This is a genomic window from Massilia niabensis (assembly GCF_042655085.1).
Lineage (GTDB): Bacteria > Pseudomonadota > Gammaproteobacteria > Burkholderiales > Burkholderiaceae_D > Telluria > Telluria niabensis.
The window spans coordinates 1,081,329-1,099,073 of record NZ_JBHSMU010000015.1 but is presented as its reverse complement, the minus strand read 5'-3'; the positions used below and the strand labels follow the sequence as shown (position 1 = coordinate 1,099,073).

18 protein-coding genes are annotated in these 17,745 nt (G+C 62.6%); 6 read left to right on the top strand and 12 right to left on the bottom strand.

Annotated elements, in window-relative coordinates; all coding sequences use genetic code 11:
* The first annotated feature begins 29 nt into the window (after nucleotides 1–29).
* Nucleotides 30–662 (top strand): CHRD domain-containing protein, encoded by a 633-nt coding sequence (locus tag ACFPN5_RS19290; RefSeq protein WP_379785414.1) that lies wholly within the window; start codon nucleotides 30–32, stop codon nucleotides 660–662.
* Between the two features lie 71 nt (nucleotides 663–733).
* On the opposite strand, the gene gluQRS is transcribed toward ACFPN5_RS19290, so the two are convergent.
* Nucleotides 734–1,660 carry a tRNA glutamyl-Q(34) synthetase GluQRS gene (gene gluQRS / locus ACFPN5_RS19285; RefSeq protein ID WP_379785413.1) on the bottom strand — a complete coding sequence of 309 codons (927 nt, stop codon included), beginning with the start codon at nucleotides 1,658–1,660 and terminating at the stop codon, nucleotides 734–736.
* 59 nt (nucleotides 1,661–1,719) lie between these two features.
* A complete protein-coding gene (locus ACFPN5_RS19280; protein WP_379785412.1) occupies nucleotides 1,720–2,241 on the bottom strand; it encodes a nuclear transport factor 2 family protein in 522 nt (173 codons plus the stop codon).
* A gap of 153 nt (nucleotides 2,242–2,394) precedes the next feature.
* Here ACFPN5_RS19280 and ACFPN5_RS19275 point away from each other — a divergent pair, with 153 nt between their 5' ends.
* Nucleotides 2,395–2,769: a hypothetical protein gene (locus tag ACFPN5_RS19275; RefSeq protein ID WP_379785411.1), complete on the top strand. Its 375-nt coding sequence runs from the start codon at nucleotides 2,395–2,397 to the stop codon at nucleotides 2,767–2,769.
* 16 nt (nucleotides 2,770–2,785) lie between these two features.
* On the opposite strand, the gene rnk is transcribed toward ACFPN5_RS19275, so the two are convergent.
* The 8 genes from rnk to ACFPN5_RS19235 all read right to left on the bottom strand — a co-directional run bounded on the left by rnk (nucleotide 2,786) and on the right by ACFPN5_RS19235 (nucleotide 10,156).
* Nucleotides 2,786–3,193, bottom strand: coding sequence for a nucleoside diphosphate kinase regulator (rnk, locus tag ACFPN5_RS19270; RefSeq protein ID WP_379785410.1), 408 nt, complete (start codon nucleotides 3,191–3,193; stop codon nucleotides 2,786–2,788).
* A gap of 566 nt (nucleotides 3,194–3,759) precedes the next feature.
* Nucleotides 3,760–5,061 (bottom strand): citrate synthase, encoded by a 1,302-nt coding sequence (gene gltA, locus ACFPN5_RS19265; protein ID WP_379785409.1) that lies wholly within the window; start codon nucleotides 5,059–5,061, stop codon nucleotides 3,760–3,762.
* A 90-nt stretch (nucleotides 5,062–5,151) separates the two neighbouring features.
* On the bottom strand, nucleotides 5,152–5,415 hold the full coding sequence (locus ACFPN5_RS19260) for an FAD assembly factor SdhE (RefSeq protein WP_379785408.1): 264 nt from the start codon (nucleotides 5,413–5,415) through the stop codon (nucleotides 5,152–5,154).
* 391 nt (nucleotides 5,416–5,806) lie between these two features.
* The gene (locus tag ACFPN5_RS19255; RefSeq protein ID WP_379785407.1) at nucleotides 5,807–6,517 is read right to left on the bottom strand and encodes a succinate dehydrogenase iron-sulfur subunit; all 711 of its coding nucleotides are present in this window, start codon (nucleotides 6,515–6,517) and stop codon (nucleotides 5,807–5,809) included.
* 53 nt (nucleotides 6,518–6,570) lie between these two features.
* The gene (gene sdhA, locus ACFPN5_RS19250) at nucleotides 6,571–8,349 is read right to left on the bottom strand and encodes a succinate dehydrogenase flavoprotein subunit (RefSeq protein ID WP_379785406.1); all 1,779 of its coding nucleotides are present in this window, start codon (nucleotides 8,347–8,349) and stop codon (nucleotides 6,571–6,573) included.
* 2 nt (nucleotides 8,350–8,351) lie between these two features.
* Nucleotides 8,352–8,720: a succinate dehydrogenase, hydrophobic membrane anchor protein gene (sdhD, locus tag ACFPN5_RS19245; RefSeq protein ID WP_379785405.1), complete on the bottom strand. Its 369-nt coding sequence runs from the start codon at nucleotides 8,718–8,720 to the stop codon at nucleotides 8,352–8,354.
* 2 nt (nucleotides 8,721–8,722) lie between these two features.
* Nucleotides 8,723–9,148, bottom strand: a complete 426-nt coding sequence (gene sdhC, locus ACFPN5_RS19240; RefSeq protein WP_379785404.1) for a succinate dehydrogenase, cytochrome b556 subunit — start codon at nucleotides 9,146–9,148, stop codon at nucleotides 8,723–8,725.
* A 240-nt stretch (nucleotides 9,149–9,388) separates the two neighbouring features.
* Nucleotides 9,389–10,156, bottom strand: a complete 768-nt coding sequence (locus ACFPN5_RS19235; protein ID WP_379785403.1) for a GntR family transcriptional regulator — start codon at nucleotides 10,154–10,156, stop codon at nucleotides 9,389–9,391.
* Between the two features lie 252 nt (nucleotides 10,157–10,408).
* On the opposite strand from ACFPN5_RS19235, the gene ACFPN5_RS19230 reads away from it, so the two are divergent.
* From ACFPN5_RS19230 to acnA, 4 genes are all read left to right on the top strand, one after another.
* Entirely contained in the window at nucleotides 10,409–11,398 is a 990-nt protein-coding gene (locus ACFPN5_RS19230) for a malate dehydrogenase (protein ID WP_379785402.1), read from the top strand.
* A 118-nt stretch (nucleotides 11,399–11,516) separates the two neighbouring features.
* Nucleotides 11,517–12,506 carry an HpcH/HpaI aldolase/citrate lyase family protein gene (locus ACFPN5_RS19225; RefSeq protein WP_379785401.1) on the top strand — a complete coding sequence of 330 codons (990 nt, stop codon included), beginning with the start codon at nucleotides 11,517–11,519 and terminating at the stop codon, nucleotides 12,504–12,506.
* Nucleotides 12,506–13,099 carry a hypothetical protein gene (locus ACFPN5_RS19220; protein ID WP_379785400.1) on the top strand — a complete coding sequence of 198 codons (594 nt, stop codon included), beginning with the start codon at nucleotides 12,506–12,508 and terminating at the stop codon, nucleotides 13,097–13,099. The genes ACFPN5_RS19225 and ACFPN5_RS19220 overlap by 1 nt, the downstream gene beginning before the upstream one ends.
* A gap of 77 nt (nucleotides 13,100–13,176) precedes the next feature.
* Entirely contained in the window at nucleotides 13,177–15,885 is a 2,709-nt protein-coding gene (acnA, locus tag ACFPN5_RS19215; RefSeq protein WP_379785399.1) for an aconitate hydratase AcnA, read from the top strand.
* Nucleotides 15,886–15,979: 94 nt separating this feature from the next.
* On the opposite strand, the gene ACFPN5_RS19210 is transcribed toward acnA, so the two are convergent.
* Nucleotides 15,980–16,789: a YsnF/AvaK domain-containing protein gene (locus ACFPN5_RS19210; RefSeq protein ID WP_379785398.1), complete on the bottom strand. Its 810-nt coding sequence runs from the start codon at nucleotides 16,787–16,789 to the stop codon at nucleotides 15,980–15,982.
* 35 nt (nucleotides 16,790–16,824) lie between these two features.
* Nucleotides 16,825–17,484, bottom strand: coding sequence for an OmpA family protein (locus ACFPN5_RS19205; protein ID WP_379785397.1), 660 nt, complete (start codon nucleotides 17,482–17,484; stop codon nucleotides 16,825–16,827).
* Between the last annotated feature and the right edge of the window lie 261 nt (nucleotides 17,485–17,745).

The following is a 17,745-nucleotide window of genomic DNA, read 5'->3' as shown; positions in this document are numbered from 1 at the left end:
TGGATTCTTTCCTAATCAGGAGGTATGCCATGAAACACAGCTTGTCCATCCTGGCGCTCGCCGCAAGCCTGGCGCTCGCGCCCGCCGCCGCGCAGGCCCAGGCCGATGAAGGGTTCATCCGGGCCGTGGCCAGCGGCCAGCTCGAGGCCCCGCCCAACGCCTCACCCGGCTCGAGCGTCGCGACCTTCGAGTTCGACGGCAACATCATGCGCGCCGAGGTGCCCTTCCGCGACCTGCAGTCCGGCACCACAATGGCCCACATCCACTGCTGCACGACGGCCGAGTTCACCGGCACGGCGCCGATCGCGATCCCGTTCCCCGATTTTCCCACGGGTGTCCGGGGCGGCATCTACAGCCGCGCGTTCGACCTGACCGATCCTGCCACCTACGATCCGCGCTTCCTTGCGGCATTCGGCGGAACGGCGGCGTCGGCCAGCGCAGCGCTGATCGACGCGATCGACGACCACACCGCCTACCTGAACATCCACACGACGCTATACCCGGCCGGCGAGATCCGCGGCTGGCTGGTGGCGGCCCCGATTCCGGAGCCGGCGACCTGGGGCATGCTCGGGGTCGGCCTGGCAGGCCTGGGAATGGTGGCGCGGCGGCGGGCCAAGGCAGGGCCGCAGCGCTTTGCCACTTGCGGCGCGGTTGGTGCCTGACAGCGTGGCTTAGGGGAAGGGCGCGCCCGTGCGCGATCCCTGCATGGCCAGCATCGCCGACGGCACAGGGACTAACTACAGGTGCGCGTGCTCACGCCCGCTTCCCGCTTGGGCAGCATAGCTGCCCAAGCGGGAATAGCCGCGCGCCAGAACCCTGCCAGCGAATCCGGGCGCTCGAGCGGCAGGCCGAGGAAGCGGGCGCTTGCGGTCAAGGCGTCGATCGCCGCCGCCTCGTCCCCGGGCAGCACGGCCAGCGCGCCGGTCTGCTTCGACAGTTTTTCGCCATTCGCATTGCGCACAACCGGCACATGCAGGTAGCGCGGCGTCGGCACGCCGAGCAGGCCTTGCAGGTAGATCTGGCGTGCGGTCGAATCGATGAGGTCGGCGCCACGCACGACGTCGGTCACGCCCTGCTCGGCATCGTCGACGACGACCGCGATCTGGTAGGCCCAGAAGCCGTCGGCGCGCTTCAGGACGAAGTCGCCCGAGTCGTGTGCGAGATACTGGGTGACGGAGCCGGCAAAGCGGTCGTCGAAGCTGATGGCATCCATGCCGGGATCGGGCACGCGCAGGCGCAGGCTGCGCATCGAGCGCCCCGGCGCCAGGCCATGGCGGCAGGTGCCGGGATAGATGGCCGAGCCATCGGGAGCGACGCCGAGGCGTGAATCATTGATCTCGCGGCGGTTGCAGCCGCAGGCGTAGGCGTGCTCACGGAGTTGCGCCGCCGCCGCGGCGTACAGGTGCTTGCGCCGGCTCTGCCAGACCACCTCGCGGTCCGAATCCATCCCCAGCGAATGCAGTAGCGCCAGGATCGCCTCGTCGGCGCCGGGCACGCTGCGGCCCTCGTCGATGTCTTCGATGCGCACCAGCCACTCACCGCGGTGGGCGCGCGCATCAAGGTAACTGGCGAGCGCCGCCACCAGCGAGCCCGCGTGCAGCGGACCGGTGGGCGACGGCGCAAAGCGGCCGATATAGGGGGCAATACAGGTGGTACTCACGTTCGACACAAGAGGCTTGGGAGGGGCAACACAATATCATATGCACGGAGCATAGCCGACTACCGCGGACCGCCCTTCCAGCCATCCTTCGCCTCGAAGTCGCGGATCAGGCGCGTCACCTGGCTGCTGACCTCGTTCGGAATCGCCATCGACAGCTGGTAGTGCACGATCTCGAAGCTGTCGCCCTTGCGGCGCATCACGCCGCTGGCCTGGCAAATGCCCATTTGCGTGTCGAGCAATTCGTCGAACCAGATGATCGACCCGTCTTCCGAGAAAGCGACGTTGCGCCGCAGCGGCTTGAAGGCCCAAGCGGACTTGCGCTTGAAATGCGGCCGCGCCCAGGCCTTGAATTCGTCGCGCCGCCAGCGTTCGGTCTTGTCGGTGCCGATATACACGCCGTCTTTCGCGATCTTGTCGAAAAACGCCAGGCGCGCATGCGCCGCGTCCGCATGCCAGAGGTCCACGAAAGCGTTCACCTGGCGTGTGAGGGCGGGGTCTGCCGGGTTTGCCGGGCTGGCCGGGCTGGAATGCGCCGCGAGAGAACACAACAGCATGCAGCAGGCGAGGAGCAATCGTTTCATGGGCGTGGACGTGTGATCGGAACCGTCCGATTGTACACAGCCATATGTAACGAAATGTACAAGACGACAAATAGTCCGCAATGTCGTGTACATTCGGCAACATCGCTTTTCAATTACAATTTCCTGCCGACTATGCGTCCACTCGTTGCCTGCATGCTCTGCCTTACCCTCGCCGCCCGGGCCGATCCAGCCCCCGCCGTCCCGGCTTTGGCGCCACCGGGGCCGCAGGCGGCACCCGCCGGGGAAACCCTGCCACTGCGCGTCCGGCTCGACAGGGACGCAATCCGTGCCGCAATCGCCGGCCTGCCTGAGGAAAAAGACCCCGATTCGCGCCGGCACCAGACCGATCTACTGAACGACACCCTCAGCGCCACGCCCCTCAAGGGGTTTTCGCACGACTTCGCCAAGGCGCGGCTGCCGGTCTGCCTGCATTCCGAAGGCTTGAGGAACCAGCCGACTTTCTTCCTCAGCGGGTGGATCGCCCTGCCCTTCGTTGCGGTGGCCAAGCTGCGCGGCGTCTGCCGCTGACGGGCAGCGCGTATGTCTAGCGATGCAGGTCGCCGGCACGCTCCGGCTGGTAGACGATCTCGCGCACGGTCACCTCGAAACGCCCGCCGTCGGGGCGCGTCCAGTCGATGGTGTCGCCCACCCTCAGGCCGAGCAGCGCATTGCCGACCGGCGTGAGCACCGACAGCTTGTCCGGCGCGCCGTTCACGTCCTTCGGATAGGCCAGCGACATGTCGAACTGCTCGCTCGCGTTGTCCAGCACGAAGCGCACGCGCGAATTCATCGTGACGACATCGAGCGGCATGTCTTGCGGCTCGACCAGGTCGGCCCGGGACAGCTCTCCGAGCAGGGCGTCGCGCGTGCCCGCCTCGGCGGAAGGGAGCGAATCGAGCAGGGTTTCCAGGCGCTCCATGTCGAGCGAGGATACGACGATAGGTGGTTTCATGATGTAACTCCAGATGTCATTCAATACATTGGCCGTGCAGTGCGCAAGGCCGGCAAAAGGGAAATCGCTCAGGCGAGGCGATGTCGATGCGGTAGAGGAGGCTCGGGAGGACGGATGGCGCAGGGCCGGCCGTGTTTCCTCACCGAGCCCGGGAGAGCCAGGCGAGGTCTCGCGCGGAAAGAGGCACGGCGCGCGCCGGCGACGTGCGGGTTGGGGTCAGCACAGGCGCAACACGACCTCCCTCGTTCATGGTCGAACCACAAGGCTGGCAGTCACTTGATGGGTTCATGGTCGCTCCGGCGTTCGCAGGGCTGGTTGTTTTTGCAGCACAGAGACATGGTAGCACTTACCGGACCACACCTGCCGGTTCAGCGGATATGGTCCAAAAACTGCACAGCAGCATCAAGCTCGTGTAAATTTGTCAACATCGACTACTGATTGAACAAGCCAATGAAAGCAAGCGTTCTCGCGTCCGCACTGTTCGGCCATCGCACGGGGTAAATGCAACTGAGCTTGAAACGAAAAAAGCGGGCCGCAGCCCGCTTTTTGGTCATGACAAAGACGAATTAACGCTTGGTGATCTCCGCGACGTCGCGCACCGGCGAGCCCACGAACAGCTGGCGTGGGCGGCCGATCTTCTGTTCCGGATCGGCGATCATTTCGTTCCACTGGGCGATCCAGCCGATGGTGCGGGCCATGGCGAAGATACCGGTGAACAGCGACACCGGGATGCCCAGGGCCGACTGCACGATGCCTGAGTAGAAGTCGACGTTCGGGTACAGCTTGCGGGAAACAAAATATTCGTCTTCCAGCGCGATGCGTTCCAGTTCCATCGCCAGCTTGAACAACGGGTCTTCCTGCAGGCCCAGCTCTTCCAGCACTTCGTGGCAGGTTTCGCGCATCAGCTTGGCGCGCGGATCGAAGTTCTTGTACACGCGGTGACCGAAGCCCATCAGCTTGACGCCCGAGTTCTTGTCCTTGACCTTCTCAATGAAGGCCGGGATGTTGTCGACCGAGCCGATTTCCTTGAGCATGGTCAGGGCGGCTTCGTTGGCGCCGCCGTGGGCAGGGCCCCACAGGCAGGCGATACCGGCAGCGATACAGGCGAACGGGTTCGCACCTGACGAGCCGGCCAGGCGAACGGTCGAGGTCGATGCGTTCTGCTCGTGGTCCGCGTGCAGGATCAGGATACGGTCCAGGGCGCGCACCAGCACGTCGTTGACCTTGTACTCTTCGCACGGGTTGGCGAACATCATGTGCATGAAGTTGGCGCTGTACGACAGGTCGTTGCGTGGGTACATGAATGGCTGGCCGACCGAGTACTTGTAGGCCATCGCGACCAGGGTCGGCAGCTTGGCGATCAGGCGGATCGCCGAGATCTCGCGCTGCTTGGCATCGTTGATGTCGAGCGAGTCGTGGTAGAACGAAGCCAGCGCGCCGACGGTGCCGACCAGCACCGACATAGGGTGCGCGTCACGGCGGAAGCCGCGGAAAAAGAAGTTCATCTGCTCGTGGATCATCGTGTGCTTGGTCACGGTGTCGTCGAACTTGATCTTTTCGGCTTCGTTTGGCAGTTCGCCGTTCAGCAGCAGGTAGCAGGTTTCCAGGAAGTCGCAGTTCTCGGCCAGCTGCTCGATCGGGTAGCCGCGGTACAGCAGCTCGCCCTTGTCGCCGTCGATGTAGGTGATGCTCGAGTTACATGCCGCAGTCGACATGAAGCCCGGGTCATAGGTGAACTTGCCGGTCTGGCCGTACAGCTTGCGGATGTCGATGACGTCCGGGCCGATCGTGCCCTTGTAAATCGGCATGTCGACCGATGGGCTGCCGTCGGAGAACGACAGTGTGGCTTTGGTATCAGAGATGTTCATGGCACTTCCTTCTTGGGAGTGGATCTACAAAATATAAAACGAAAACGGTTATGTCGCCTTGGCGGCGCCTTGGCGTAGCCGTGGCAAGGCTTACGCCTGGCGCAGGCGCGCCAGCAAGGCGCGTACGTGCGGCAGGTCGGTATCGCCTTCCGGTTCGGTGCGGCCGAGCAGCAGGTCCATCAGCGGGTTGTCCGCCAGGTCCAGCAGGCGCGTCAGCGCATCGACTTCTTCATCGGTCAAGTCAGCCTCATGCGCATCGAGGAAGCGCGTGAGGATCAGGTCGTTTTCCAGCAGGCCCCTGCGGGCACGCCAACGCAGGCGGGCGCGGTTGGCGGGATCGGATTGATGCGTCACACTAGAGTCCGTTGTTGGGTCAACACTATACTCCGGCTGCCGGGAATTGGCAGTACGGTACTTCTACTGTATTTATTGGCAATACTTTGGGCGAAATACGAGCGGTAGTTGCTCGTGTTGCACCCTGCTGACGGACATCGTACGTGTCCGTGGTGCTGCATATGTTGGCGGGCGACGAGTTCACGTGTCGCCGGATTGCTTGTGGTGTACCGCGTGGGCACGGGGCGCCCACCCTACAACGGTTACCACGGCGTTTCGGGAATGATTTCCAGCTGGTTGAACGCGTGAGCGGCGGAGCCGCCCACCCTACGGGTATCTTTGCAGGCACCCGGGTTTTCGTAGGGTGGACACTTGTGTCCACGCGGTCTCGCCATCAAGACATCGACGGCGCTTAAATCGCCCGGCGAACCAGCAATTCCTTGATCTTGCCGATCGCCTTGTTCGGATTCAGGCCCTTCGGGCAGACGTCCGTGCAATTCATGATCGAGTGGCAGCGGAACAGGCGGTACGGGTCTTCCAGGTTGTCCAGGCGCTCGTTGGTGGCTTCGTCGCGCGAGTCGGCGATGAAGCGGTAGGCCTGCAGCAGGCCGGCTGGACCGACGAACTTGTCCGGGTTCCACCAGAACGACGGGCACGAAGTCGAGCAGCAGGCGCACAGGATGCACTCGTACAGGCCGTCGAGCTCTTCGCGCTCTTCAGGCGATTGCAGGCGCTCTTTCTCGGGGCGGATCGACTCGTTGATCAGGTAAGGCTTGACCGAGTTGTACTGCTTGAAGAACTGGGTCATGTCAACGATCAGGTCGCGCACGACCGGCAGGCCCGGCAGCGGACGCAGCACGATCGGCTGGGTCAGTTCGTTCAGGTTGGTGGTGCAGGCCAGGCCGTTCTTGCCGTTGATGTTCATTGCGTCCGAACCGCAGACGCCTTCGCGGCACGAGCGGCGCAGGCTCAATGTATCGTCGACATCCGACTTGATGCGCTGCAGTGCGTCGAGCAGCATCTTGTCGGTGTCTTGCAGTTCGACGGTGACGTCTTGCATGTAAGGCTTCGTATCCTTGTCCGGATCGTAGCGGTAGATCTTCAGGTGGACTGTGCGTGCCATGTTTTACCTATCTTGTTTGGCCGGAACCACTGCCCCGGCCACAAAAAATACTATTAGAAAGTACGTGCCTTCGGCTTGAAGGTCTCGACGGTCAATGGCTTCTGATTCACGGCCTTGTACTCGAGGCGGTTGCCTTGCGAGTAGAACAGAGTGTGCTTCATGAAGTTTTCGTCGTCGCGCTTCTCGTAGTCGCTGTGCGCGTGGGCGCCGCGCGATTCCTTGCGGGCCTGGGCCGAGACGATGGTCGCTTTCGCGGTCTCGATCAGGTTGTCCAGTTCCAGTGCCTCGACGCGCGCGGTGTTGAACACCTTCGACTTGTCCTTGAACGAGACGTGCTTGCGGCGCTCGTCCAGCACCATGATTTCCTTGACGCCCTGGGTCAGCAGCGCATCGGTACGGAACACGCCGCAGAACTTCTGCATCGTGGCGCGGATGTCGTTGGCGACGCCCTGCACTTTTTCCGAGCCGGTCGAGGTCTCGAGGCGGTTCAGGCGGTCCATGGCGAAGTCGGAAGCGTCGGCCGGCGTCGGCTTGTTGACTTTTTGCTTCAGGTTCGAGGCGACGACGTGGTTGCCGGCGGCGCGGCCGAAGACGATCAGGTCGAGCAGCGAGTTGGTGCCCAGGCGGTTCGCGCCGTGGACCGACACGCAGGCGCATTCGCCGATGGCGTACAGGCCGTTGACGACCTTCTGTCCACCCGTGCCGTCAGGCGTGACGACCTGGCCGTGGATGTTGGTCGGAATACCGCCCATCTGGTAGTGGATGGTTGGCACGACGGGAATCGGTTCCTTGGTCGCATCGACGTTGGCGAACTTGTGGCCGATTTCCAGGATCGAAGGCAGGCGCTTCTTGATGGTATCGGCGCCGATGTGGCGCAGGTCCAGCAGGACGTGGTCCTTGTTCGGACCGCAGCCGCGGCCTTCCTTGATTTCCTGGTCCATCGAACGCGAGACGAAGTCGCGCGGCGCCAGGTCTTTCAGGGTTGGCGCATAGCGCTCCATGAAGCGTTCGCCGTTCGAGTTGATCAGGATACCGCCCTCGCCGCGCACACCTTCCGTGATCAGCACGCCCGCGCCGGACACGCCGGTCGGGTGGAACTGCCAGAATTCCATGTCCTGCAGCGGCAGGCCGGCGCGCGCCGCCATGCCCATGCCGTCGCCGGTGTTGATGAAGGCGTTGGTCGATGCGGCGAAGATGCGGCCGGCGCCACCGGTGGCGAAGATGGTGGTCTTCGCTTCCAGGATCATCACGTCGCCGGTTTCCATTTCCAGGGCCACCACGCCGACGACGTCGCCGTCGGCATCGCGGATGATGTCGAGGGCCATCCACTCGACGAAGAAGTGGGTGCGGGCACGGACGTTACGCTGGTACAGCGTGTGCAGCAGCGCGTGGCCGGTACGGTCGGCCGCGGCGCAGGCGCGCTGGACCGGCTTTTCGCCGAAGTTGGCGGTGTGGCCGCCGAACGGGCGCTGGTAAATGGTGCCGTCCGGATTACGGTCGAACGGCATGCCGAAGTGTTCGAGTTCGTAGACAACTTTTGGTGCTTCGCGGCACATGAATTCGATCGCATCCTGGTCGCCCAGGTAGTCGCCGCCCTTGACGGTGTCGAACATGTGCCAGTACCAGTCGTCTTCGCTCATGTTGCCCAGCGAAGCACCGATACCGCCCTGCGCCGCCACCGTGTGCGAGCGGGTCGGGAAGACTTTCGACAGCACGGCGACGTTCAGGCCGGCTTCAGCCAGCTGCAGCGACGCGCGCATGCCGGACCCGCCGGCGCCAACGATGACCGCGTCGAAGCGGCGGGTAGGGATTGCAGTTTTAATTGCTGCCACGATTACACACTCCAGAGAATTTGCACAGTCCAGGCGGCGCAGGCGAGCAGCCAGAGCACGGTAGCGAACTGCAAGGCCAGCTTGATGCCGGCATTTTTGACGTAGTCCATCCAGATGTCACGAATGCCGACCCAGACGTGGTAGTACAGGCCGAGGAAGGTGACGAGAGAGAAGAGCTTGAACCACTGGCGCGAGAACAGCGACGCCCAGCCTTCATAGGTGAAATTCTGTGCAGTCAGGAAGGTACCCAGCAGGATGAGGGTGTAGACCACCATCACGATCGCAGTGACGCGCTGCGCCAGCCAGTCCTTGACGCCGTAGTGCGCGCCGACGACGAGGCGGCGCTGGCCGATATTATTCTTGCTTGCCATTTTTAGAACACTCCAAACAGTTTCAGGCCAATGACGGCGGTCAGCAGCAGGGCAGCGATCAGCACCCAGCGGGCGGTCGACTGGGCGGCGTCCTTGTCCAGGGCCATGTGATTGTCCATGAACAGGTGGCGCACACCGGCGATGAAATGGTGCGCGTACGCCCACGACAGGCCCAGCAGGATGATCTTGGTGAAGACGTTGTCCACGATGCCGGCGAAGTGCAGATACGAATACTCCGACAGCAGGCTTTGTTGCAGCAGGTACAGCAGGAAAGGCAACATCAGGAACAATCCGAAACCGCTCACGCGGTGCAGGATCGAGACGATCGCCGACGGCGGCATCTTGTACTTCGTAGTGATATCCGTAATGTGGATATTACGGAACTCCGGCCGTCCCTTTTTTGTGGCCTCTCTCACGGCTTCGGACATACAACACCTCCCTTAACTGACAAAATGTGATTAACCCTTAATTTTCGCTGATTTTTTGCGCCGCACCAAGGTCAGAATTCCGAATATCTGCATATAGCGCACTGAACAGGGTTTTGTTTCGCGCTTTCTGGCAAACAACATATTTTATATGCATAGCACAGTTCGTGCAGGAGGCGCGCTAATCTGGATGCGCGCAACTGGCCGACGCGGCGGGCCAGCTCCCCGATACGGTCAATGAACCTACGACAACTCGTTCTGGTAATGATGCTGCGCCGTCGAATACAAGCCGCGCCGCAACTCGACCGGGCGGTCGCCATACGTGAACGACACCCGGTCCGCACACAACAAGGGCGTCCCTTCCGGCACGCCCAGGTACTGCGCCGCCACGGTATCGGCCCCGACCGCGCGGATCTTCTCGGTCGCGCGGATCATGCGGGTGCCAAACTCGGACTCGAACAGGCCATACATTGGACCCTTGTACTCGACCAGTCGTTCGGCCGTCAGCCCCTTGAAGATCTGCCCCGGCAGCCACAGCTCTTCCAGGATCGTCGGCGCGCCGTCGAAGGACTGGACGCGCTTGATGTAGACGACGGCGTCGCCCGACTTCAGCTCGAGCAGGCGCACCACTTCGGCCGGCGCACGGATGCGCTTGACTTCGATGATGCGGTTGTCGGGATGGTGGGGAACGCCCTCGTCGGGCATCAGGCGCAGGAAACGGAAGTGGGCGCGCTCTTCGTGGTGGGTGGCGACAAACGTGCCCTTCCCTTGCCGGCGCACGACCAGGTTCTCGGCCGCCAGCTCGTCGATGGCTTTGCGCACCGTACCCTGGCTGACCTTGAAGCGCGCCGCCAGCTCGACTTCGCTCGGCATCAGCTCGCCAGGCTTCCATTCGCCCGACTGCAGGCTCTGCGTGATAAGTGCCTTGATCTGCTGGTACAGGGGCCGGAACGATGGCGAGGCACTACTGCCTGCGCCCTCGCCTGGCGGGTTGGTCGGGACGGAATTCATAGACCACGATTTCACCACAAAAGCCACCCCCCGTCCAGTGTGCGATCGGCAACACATCTATCTTATATAAGACATATGATATCAATTGACAGGTAGAACAGCAGGGGTCTACACTCGCGGTCGACCGGGACACCGCGTACCCAATTGGACACTTGCCCGTTTTGGTATCATTGCAGTTTTCTCCGGCCGACGCGCGGAAACAGGCGTATCCTCGGCTTCGACCGTTTTCATTCCCACTTTTGGAGATTCATCATGGCTAAAACCCCAATGCGTGTTGCCGTTACCGGCGCCGCCGGCCAGATCGGCTACTCGCTGCTGTTCCGCATCGCTAACGGCGATATGCTGGGCAAGGACCAGCCGGTCATCCTGCAGCTGCTCGAAATCGACAACGAAAAAGCACAGAAGGCCCTGAAGGGCGTCATGATGGAAATCGATGACTGCGCATTCCCGCTGCTGGCCGGCATGACCGCGCACTCGGACCCGATGACTGCCTTCAAGGATGTCGACGTCGCCCTGCTGGTCGGCGCCCGTCCACGTGGCCCGGGCATGGAACGCAAGGACCTGCTGGAAGCGAACGCCCAGATCTTCACCGTGCAGGGCAAGGCGCTCGACGCCGTCGCTTCGCGCGACGTGAAGGTGCTGGTGGTCGGCAACCCTGCCAACACCAACGCCTACATCGCCATGAAGTCGGCACCGAACCTGCCGTCGAAAAACTTCACTGCCATGCTGCGCCTGGACCACAACCGCGCCCTGTCGCAGGTTGCTGCCAAGCTGGGCAAACCGGTCGGCGCGATCGAAAAGATGGCCGTCTGGGGCAACCACTCGCCGACCATGTACGCCGACTACCGCTTCGCCACGATCGACGGCCAGTCGGTCAAGGAAGCCATTAACGACGACGCATGGAACCGCGACACCTTCCTGCCGACCGTCGGCAAGCGCGGCGCCGCCATCATCGAGGCACGCGGTGCATCGTCGGCCGCTTCGGCTGCCAACGCGGCAATCGACCACGTGCGCGACTGGGTGCTCGGCACGGGCGGCAAGTGGACCACCATGGGCATCCCATCGGATGGCTCCTACGGCATTCCGGAAGGCGTGATGTTCGGCTTCCCGGTCACCACCCAGAACGGCGAATACACGATCGTCCAGGGCCTGGAGATCGACGAGTTCTCGCAAGAGCGCATCAACCTCACGCTCAAGGAACTGACCGAAGAACGTGAAGGCGTGGCGCACCTGCTGGCCTAAGTTATAGAAAGCAGATGGACCGGCATGGCCGGTCTGTCTGCAGGAACTGCCGTGCGACTTCTGGTCGCACGGCAGTTTCAGCTTCTACCTACTTAACAGAAAAAAACGCGAAATACACATGCATCCATCCGAGGTTTTATTCCAGGGCAAACGCCAGCCGCTCCTGCTTCCCGCCTGCGATCACTACGCCGGCTCGGAAAGGCTGATGCGCAAGTCGATGGCCCTGCAACAAGAGCTTGGCCCCCTGTTCGACATCACCCTCGACTGCGAGGACGGCGCCGCCGCCGGCAACGAAGCCGCGCACGCGCAGCTCGTCGCCTTGCTCGTGGCAAGCGAAGACAACCGCTTCGGGCGCATCGGCGTGCGCCTGCACGACATCGACAGCCCGCATTTCATCCAGGACGTGGTCGCCATCGTCGGCGCCGCGGCCGCCAGGCTGGCGTATGTCGTGCTGCCCAAGCCAAACGGCGTCGACGACGTGCGCCGCGCGCTGGACATCATCAACCGCGTGGCCGTGCCGAACGGGCGGCCGGCATTGCCGGTCCACGTGCTGATCGAAACCCACGGTGCCCTGCACGATGCCTACGAGATTGCCGCCCTGCCCCAGGTCGAGTGCCTCTCCTTTGGCATCATGGATTTCGTCTCGTCGCACTTCGGTGCGATTCCGGCGGCGGCGATGCGCACGCCGGGACAGTTTTCCCATCCATTAGTTGTCCGCGCCAAGCTGGAGATGGTTGCGGCATGTCATGCGCATGGCAAGGTGGCCTCGCATAATGTGACGACCGAAATCAAAGACAGTGCGATTGTGGCCAATGATGCACAACGCGCCGGCGCCGAATTCGGTTTTACGCGCATGTGGAGCATCCACCCTGACCAGATCAAGCCGATCGTCAAGGCGTTTACGCCCCGTCTGTCGGAAGTGAACGAAGCCACCAACATCCTGCAGGAAGCGATGGCGGCAAACTGGGGGCCGATTGCTCAGCATGGGCGCTTGCATGACCGCGCCAGCTACCGATATTATTGGACAGTATTGCAGCGCGCGAAGCTGGCCGGCCTGGCGCTGCCTGAATCCGCGGCGGCAATCGTCAACCCACCGGAATCGAACTAATGGCCACCTCCCCCAAACACCTGCTCGCCGCCGGCACCTTCGTGCTCGCGGCCCTCGGCCTGTGCAACGCTCCCGCGTTCGCAGCTCCAGAGAAAAACCACCCAAAAGCCGCCGACGTGCTCAAAGCGCAGAAGGCGAAAAAAGCTGCGCCGTCAAAGTCGAAGTCGAAGAAAGCCGCCGCTGCAGCCGCCGCGGCAGAAGACACCTGGGCCCCCGCTGAAGAAGCTGAACCGGACATCACCGACACCAAGGTGACCGAGTACGCCTGCGAGCTGAACAACAAGCTCACCATCTATACCAACGAGGGCGACGATTCGCATATCGCGCTGCGCTGGAAGAAGCGCCTGCACCGCCTGGACCGGGTCGGCACGACCACCGGCGCGATGCGTTTCGAGAACACCAATTTCCGCCTGATCTGGATCGGCATCCCGTCGAAGGGCATCCTGCTCGACTCGCGCCTGAACCGCCAGCTGGCCAATGAATGCAAGAGTGCCGAGCAGGCCGCACCGGTAGTGACGCCAGTAGTCGCACCGGCAGTGGTACCGGTAGTCGCACCGGTAGTGGCTGCCGGCGCGGAAGAAAAGAAAATCTGACCAATTACCCCCGTTGCCCGATATTCGTATTGAAGCGTATTGAAGCAATAACAAGAAACCCCACTGAAGGAGAGCTTATGTCTCGCAACACCCTGAACACGCTGAAGGATTTCCCGCTTGCAGCGGGCCAGTCCGGCCAGTTCTATTCGCTGCCGGCGCTGGGCGAAAGCCTCGGCGTGAACCTGTCGCGCCTGCCGGTGTCGATCCGTATCGTCCTCGAGTCCGTGTTGCGTAACTGCGACGGCAAGAAGGTCACCGAAGAACACATCCGCCAGCTGGCGAGCTGGGGCGCGACCGCCGAGCGCACCGACGAGATTCCTTTCGTCGTTGCCCGCGTCGTGCTGCAAGACTTCACCGGCGTGCCGCTGCTGGCCGACCTGGCCGCAATGCGCAACGTCGCCAACAAGATGGGCGTCGATGCCAAGAAGATCGAGCCGCTGGTGCCGGTCGACCTCGTCGTCGACCACTCGGTCACGATCGACCACTTCCGCGAGCCGGGCGCGCTCGACCTGAACATGAAACTGGAATTCCAGCGCAATAACGAGCGCTACCAGTTCATGAAATGGGGCATGCAGGCCTTCGACACCTTCGGCGTCGTGCCTCCGGGCTTCGGCATCGTCCACCAGGTCAACCTCGAGTACCTGGCACGCGGCGTGATGCGCCAGGGCGACACCTACTACCCGGACACCCTGGTTGGTACCGACTCGCACACCACCATGATCAACGGCGTCGGCGTCGTCGGCTGGGGCGTGGGCGGCATCGAAGCCGAGGCAGGCATGCTCGGCCAGCCGGTCTACTTCCTGACCCCGGACGTGATCGGCGTGAACCTGACCGGTGTGCTGCGCGAAGGCTGCACCGCGACCGACCTGGTGCTGACCATCACCGAACTGCTGCGTAAAGAGAAGGTCGTCGGCAAGTTCGTCGAGTTCTTCGGCGAAGGCACCGCCTCGCTGTCGACCACCGACCGCGCAACGATCGCCAACATGGCACCGGAATACGGCGCGACGATGGGCTTCTTCCCTGTGGACGACGCAACCGTCGACTACTTCCGCGGCACCGGCCGTACCGAAGAAGAAATCACCGCCTTCCAGAACTACTTCCAGGCCCAGGGCCTGTACGGCATTCCGAAGGCCGGCGAGATCGACTACACCCGCGTGGTGGAACTGAACCTGTCGACCGTGACCCCGTCGCTGGCAGGTCCAAAGCGCCCGCAGGACCGTATCGAACTGGGCAACGTGAAGAACAACTTCACGGAACTGTTCAGCAAGCCAACGACTGAAAACGGCTTCAACAAGAACCCGGACGACCTGCACAAGCTGTACGAGACGACCAACGGCGTGCGCGTGAAGAACGGCGACGTCCTGATCGCCGCCATCACCTCGTGCACCAACACCTCGAACCCGAGCGTGCTGCTGGCCGCGGGCCTGCTGGCCAAGAAGGCCGTCGAGCGCGGCCTGACCGTCGCTCCGCACATCAAGTCCTCGCTGGCTCCTGGCTCGCGCGTGGTCACCGAGTACCTGACCGCCGCCGGCCTGCTGCCTTACCTGGAGAAGCTCGGCTTCGGCGTCACCGCCTATGGCTGCACCACCTGCATCGGCAACGCCGGCGACCTGACCCCGGAACTGAACGCGGCCATCGTGCAGAACGATATCGTCGCTTCGGCTGTCCTGTCGGGCAACCGTAACTTCGAAGCACGTATCCACCCGAACATTCGTTCGAACTTCCTGGCCTCGCCGCCGCTGGTCGTCGCCTACGCGATCGCCGGCAACATGACGCGCGACCTGATGAGCGAGCCAGTCGGCCGCGACACCAACGGTGTCGACGTCTACCTGGGAGACATCTGGCCAACCAGTCAGGAAGTGGGCGCGCTGATGAAGTTCGCGATGAACTCGGAAGTGTTCAAGAAGAACTACGCGGACGTCAAGGGCAACCCGGGCGAACTGTGGGAGCGCGTGTCGTCGACCGAAGGCCAGGTCTACAACTGGCCTGAATCGACCTACATCGCCGAGCCGCCGTTCTTCGCCGACTTCGACATGACCCCGAAAGCAGCTGCCACCGGCATCACCGGCGCTAGAGCCCTGGGCGTGTTCGGCGACTCGATCACGACCGACCACATCTCGCCAGCCGGTTCCATCAAGGAAGACGGTCCAGCGGGCAAGTGGCTGAAGGATCACGGCGTGCTGAAAGCCGACTTCAACTCCTACGGCTCGCGCCGCGGCAACCACGAGATCATGATGCGCGGCACCTTTGCCAACGTGCGTATCAAGAACAAGATGATCCCGGCCAAGCCTGATGGCTCGGCGGTCGAAGGCGGCATCACGATTCACCAGCCAAGCGGCGAACAGCTGTCGATCTACGACGCGGCCATGCAGTACGTGGCCGCAGGCACCCCGACCATGATCTTCGGCGGCGAAGAGTATGGCACCGGCTCCTCGCGCGACTGGGCAGCCAAGGGCACCCAGCTGCTGGGCGTCAAGGCCGTGGTCGTGCGTTCGTACGAGCGCATCCACCGCTCGAACCTGGTCGGCATGGGCGTGCTGCCGCTGCAATTCATCGGCACCGACAGCGTCGAGACGCTGGGCATCACCGGCAAGGAAATCTACGACCTGAAGGGCCTGGAAGGCGAGATCAAGCCGCAACAGCTGGCGACCCTGGTCATCCACCGTGAAAACGGCGACATCCAGGAAGTGCCGGTGCTGCTGCGTATCGACACCCCGATCGAAGTCGACTACTACAAGCATGGCGGCATCCTGCCGTTCGTGCTGCGCCAGCTGCTGGCTGCGTAATTGTCCAGGGCCCGCGAACGCGGGCTTGAATGACAAAAAGGGCTGGAACCTTCACGGGTTCCAGCCCTTTTTTCGTCCAGCATGGTCGCCCGACTTAGCGGCCTGGCTTATCGTCCAGCTTCTCCACAACGACCTCGGTATGGCGCACCGTCTCGTTGATCTGCTCGACACGCTCTTCGGAGGTCTTCGTGACCACGACTTCCTCGACAATCCGGGCACTCTTGTCGACGACAGCTTCTTCTTCGGTCTGGGTCATTTCAATCGACCGTTCCCGGAACGCGTCGTCGTCGACGGCACGGTCAACGGGATGGCGCTCGACCTTGATCCTTTCGCTACGCAGGCGAATCTGCTCATGCACCGGCTGTTCGGTGACGTAGGAGCGGACCCGCACGCCGCCGCGCTCGACTTCGCGCTTGCCAACGATCAGTTGCTCCTCAACGACCTGAAGGCGCTGTCCATCTCCCGCCGTCCCCGTGGTGCGCGTATCCCGCTCGCCCACGGAGCGCGCCGTTGTTCCAGCCATGGCGGCACCGGCCGTCGGCGGAACCCATCCCTCCGACTTCCATTGATTGGCGCGCTCGTCGATATCGACGCTTGGGAACTGAGCGTTATCGAGTGCCTGGATCGCGTCGTCAACCTGGTGTCCACCGACATCGGCGGTGAGCAGGAAGCCGCCACGACGCACGCCCTCCTCGTAGATATGGCGATCCTCGTCGGGCAGGAAGGCGTTCCTGATGGACGCCCACATGCCGGGCTCAGTGGGCGACGAGTAGCCAGTCGTGCCGATGGAGGACTTGTCGTGGATCCTGACGTGATCGGCGTCGAGGTGGGCGTCGAGCAAGCGCTGGCGGCCGGCCTCGGCGTCGGCACGCGTGTCGAACAATGCTGTGATAGTGCGAGACATGAGATATTCCTTTTTCGTAGGGAACAGTCTGGGAATTAGCGCTGGATGACGACCAGCTCGGCCCGGCGGTTGTGGGCCTGACCGGTCGAGGTGGCGTTGGTATCGGTGGGGTTGACCTCTCCGCCGGAAGCAGTTTCGAGGCGATCAGCGGCAACGCCTTGCGCGACGAGCGCCTGCTTCACGCTCTCGGCGCGGTCCTTGCCGAGCGTGGAGTTGGCACCGGCGCCACCACGGGCATCTGCATAACCGACGATCCGGATCCGCGAGTTCGGATACTGCTTCATGGCGGCTGCCAGCGCGGTCAGCTCGTCACGATCCTCCGCGCGAATGTCGCTTTTGGCCGAATCGAAATTGAGCTTTTCGAACACGAAGGTGCGGGGCAGTGCTTCGGTTCCGGCGAGATAGCTGCCGACGCCCGACGTTCCGGCCAGGACCGCAGCAGTGTCGGTGGCAGGCGCAGTGCCCGGTGCCGGTGCGACCGGTGTCGTGACCGGTTCCGGTGTGGCGGGCGTGGTAGTGGTAGTCACTGTCGTACGGGCGACCTCATTGTCGTCCTGGCAGCTCCTGAGCCCGAAGATGAGAGCGAGTAGCCCTAGCGCCAGAAGAAGCCAGGGTAGCCACTTTGCCTTCTTGTCCGGACCAACATGAATTTTGCTTGGTGGTGCGCCGTCGCCCGGATGATTCGAATTTGCCATGTAGTTGCTCCATGTCTGCTTGATAGGTGTCTTCGCATTCGGCTCCTGCGCGAAATGCAGGCTGCCTTGCTCGGACGCTGAGGGAAGTCGATGTAATTTGACTAAGTTCCTTGGCTCCCTTTTTACCCTACACATGACAAGGGCGCCGCGCTGTTGATCGAAAGATATACTTATGGCTGCCTGCGAGTACGTCGCCTGCTGTGGGTCGCGTGGCTCGCATGCCAATGCCTGCCGCTTTGACAAGAACTGCGCAATACCGCA

Excerpts from the sequence above, each read along its gene's own strand:
- ACFPN5_RS19290 (WP_379785414.1), top strand. The coding sequence starts at position 30 with ATGAAACACAGCTTGTCCATCCTGGCGCTCGCCGCAAGCCTGGCGCTC.
- ACFPN5_RS19280 (WP_379785412.1), bottom strand. The coding sequence starts at position 2,241 with ATGAAACGATTGCTCCTCGCCTGCTGCATGCTGTTGTGTTCTCTCGCG.
- ACFPN5_RS19275 (WP_379785411.1), top strand. The coding sequence starts at position 2,395 with ATGCTCTGCCTTACCCTCGCCGCCCGGGCCGATCCAGCCCCCGCCGTC.
- rnk (WP_379785410.1), bottom strand. The coding sequence starts at position 3,193 with ATGAAACCACCTATCGTCGTATCCTCGCTCGACATGGAGCGCCTGGAA.
- gltA (WP_379785409.1), bottom strand. The coding sequence starts at position 5,061 with ATGAACATCTCTGATACCAAAGCCACACTGTCGTTCTCCGACGGCAGC.
- ACFPN5_RS19255 (WP_379785407.1), bottom strand. The coding sequence starts at position 6,517 with ATGGCACGCACAGTCCACCTGAAGATCTACCGCTACGATCCGGACAAG.
- sdhD (WP_379785405.1), bottom strand. The coding sequence starts at position 8,720 with ATGGCAAGCAAGAATAATATCGGCCAGCGCCGCCTCGTCGTCGGCGCG.
- sdhC (WP_379785404.1), bottom strand. The coding sequence starts at position 9,148 with ATGTCCGAAGCCGTGAGAGAGGCCACAAAAAAGGGACGGCCGGAGTTC.
- ACFPN5_RS19235 (WP_379785403.1), bottom strand. The coding sequence starts at position 10,156 with ATGAATTCCGTCCCGACCAACCCGCCAGGCGAGGGCGCAGGCAGTAGT.
- ACFPN5_RS19230 (WP_379785402.1), top strand. The coding sequence starts at position 10,409 with ATGGCTAAAACCCCAATGCGTGTTGCCGTTACCGGCGCCGCCGGCCAG.
- ACFPN5_RS19225 (WP_379785401.1), top strand. The coding sequence starts at position 11,517 with ATGCATCCATCCGAGGTTTTATTCCAGGGCAAACGCCAGCCGCTCCTG.
- ACFPN5_RS19220 (WP_379785400.1), top strand. The coding sequence starts at position 12,506 with ATGGCCACCTCCCCCAAACACCTGCTCGCCGCCGGCACCTTCGTGCTC.
- acnA (WP_379785399.1), top strand. The coding sequence starts at position 13,177 with ATGTCTCGCAACACCCTGAACACGCTGAAGGATTTCCCGCTTGCAGCG.
- ACFPN5_RS19210 (WP_379785398.1), bottom strand. The coding sequence starts at position 16,789 with ATGTCTCGCACTATCACAGCATTGTTCGACACGCGTGCCGACGCCGAG.
- ACFPN5_RS19205 (WP_379785397.1), bottom strand. The coding sequence starts at position 17,484 with ATGGCAAATTCGAATCATCCGGGCGACGGCGCACCACCAAGCAAAATT.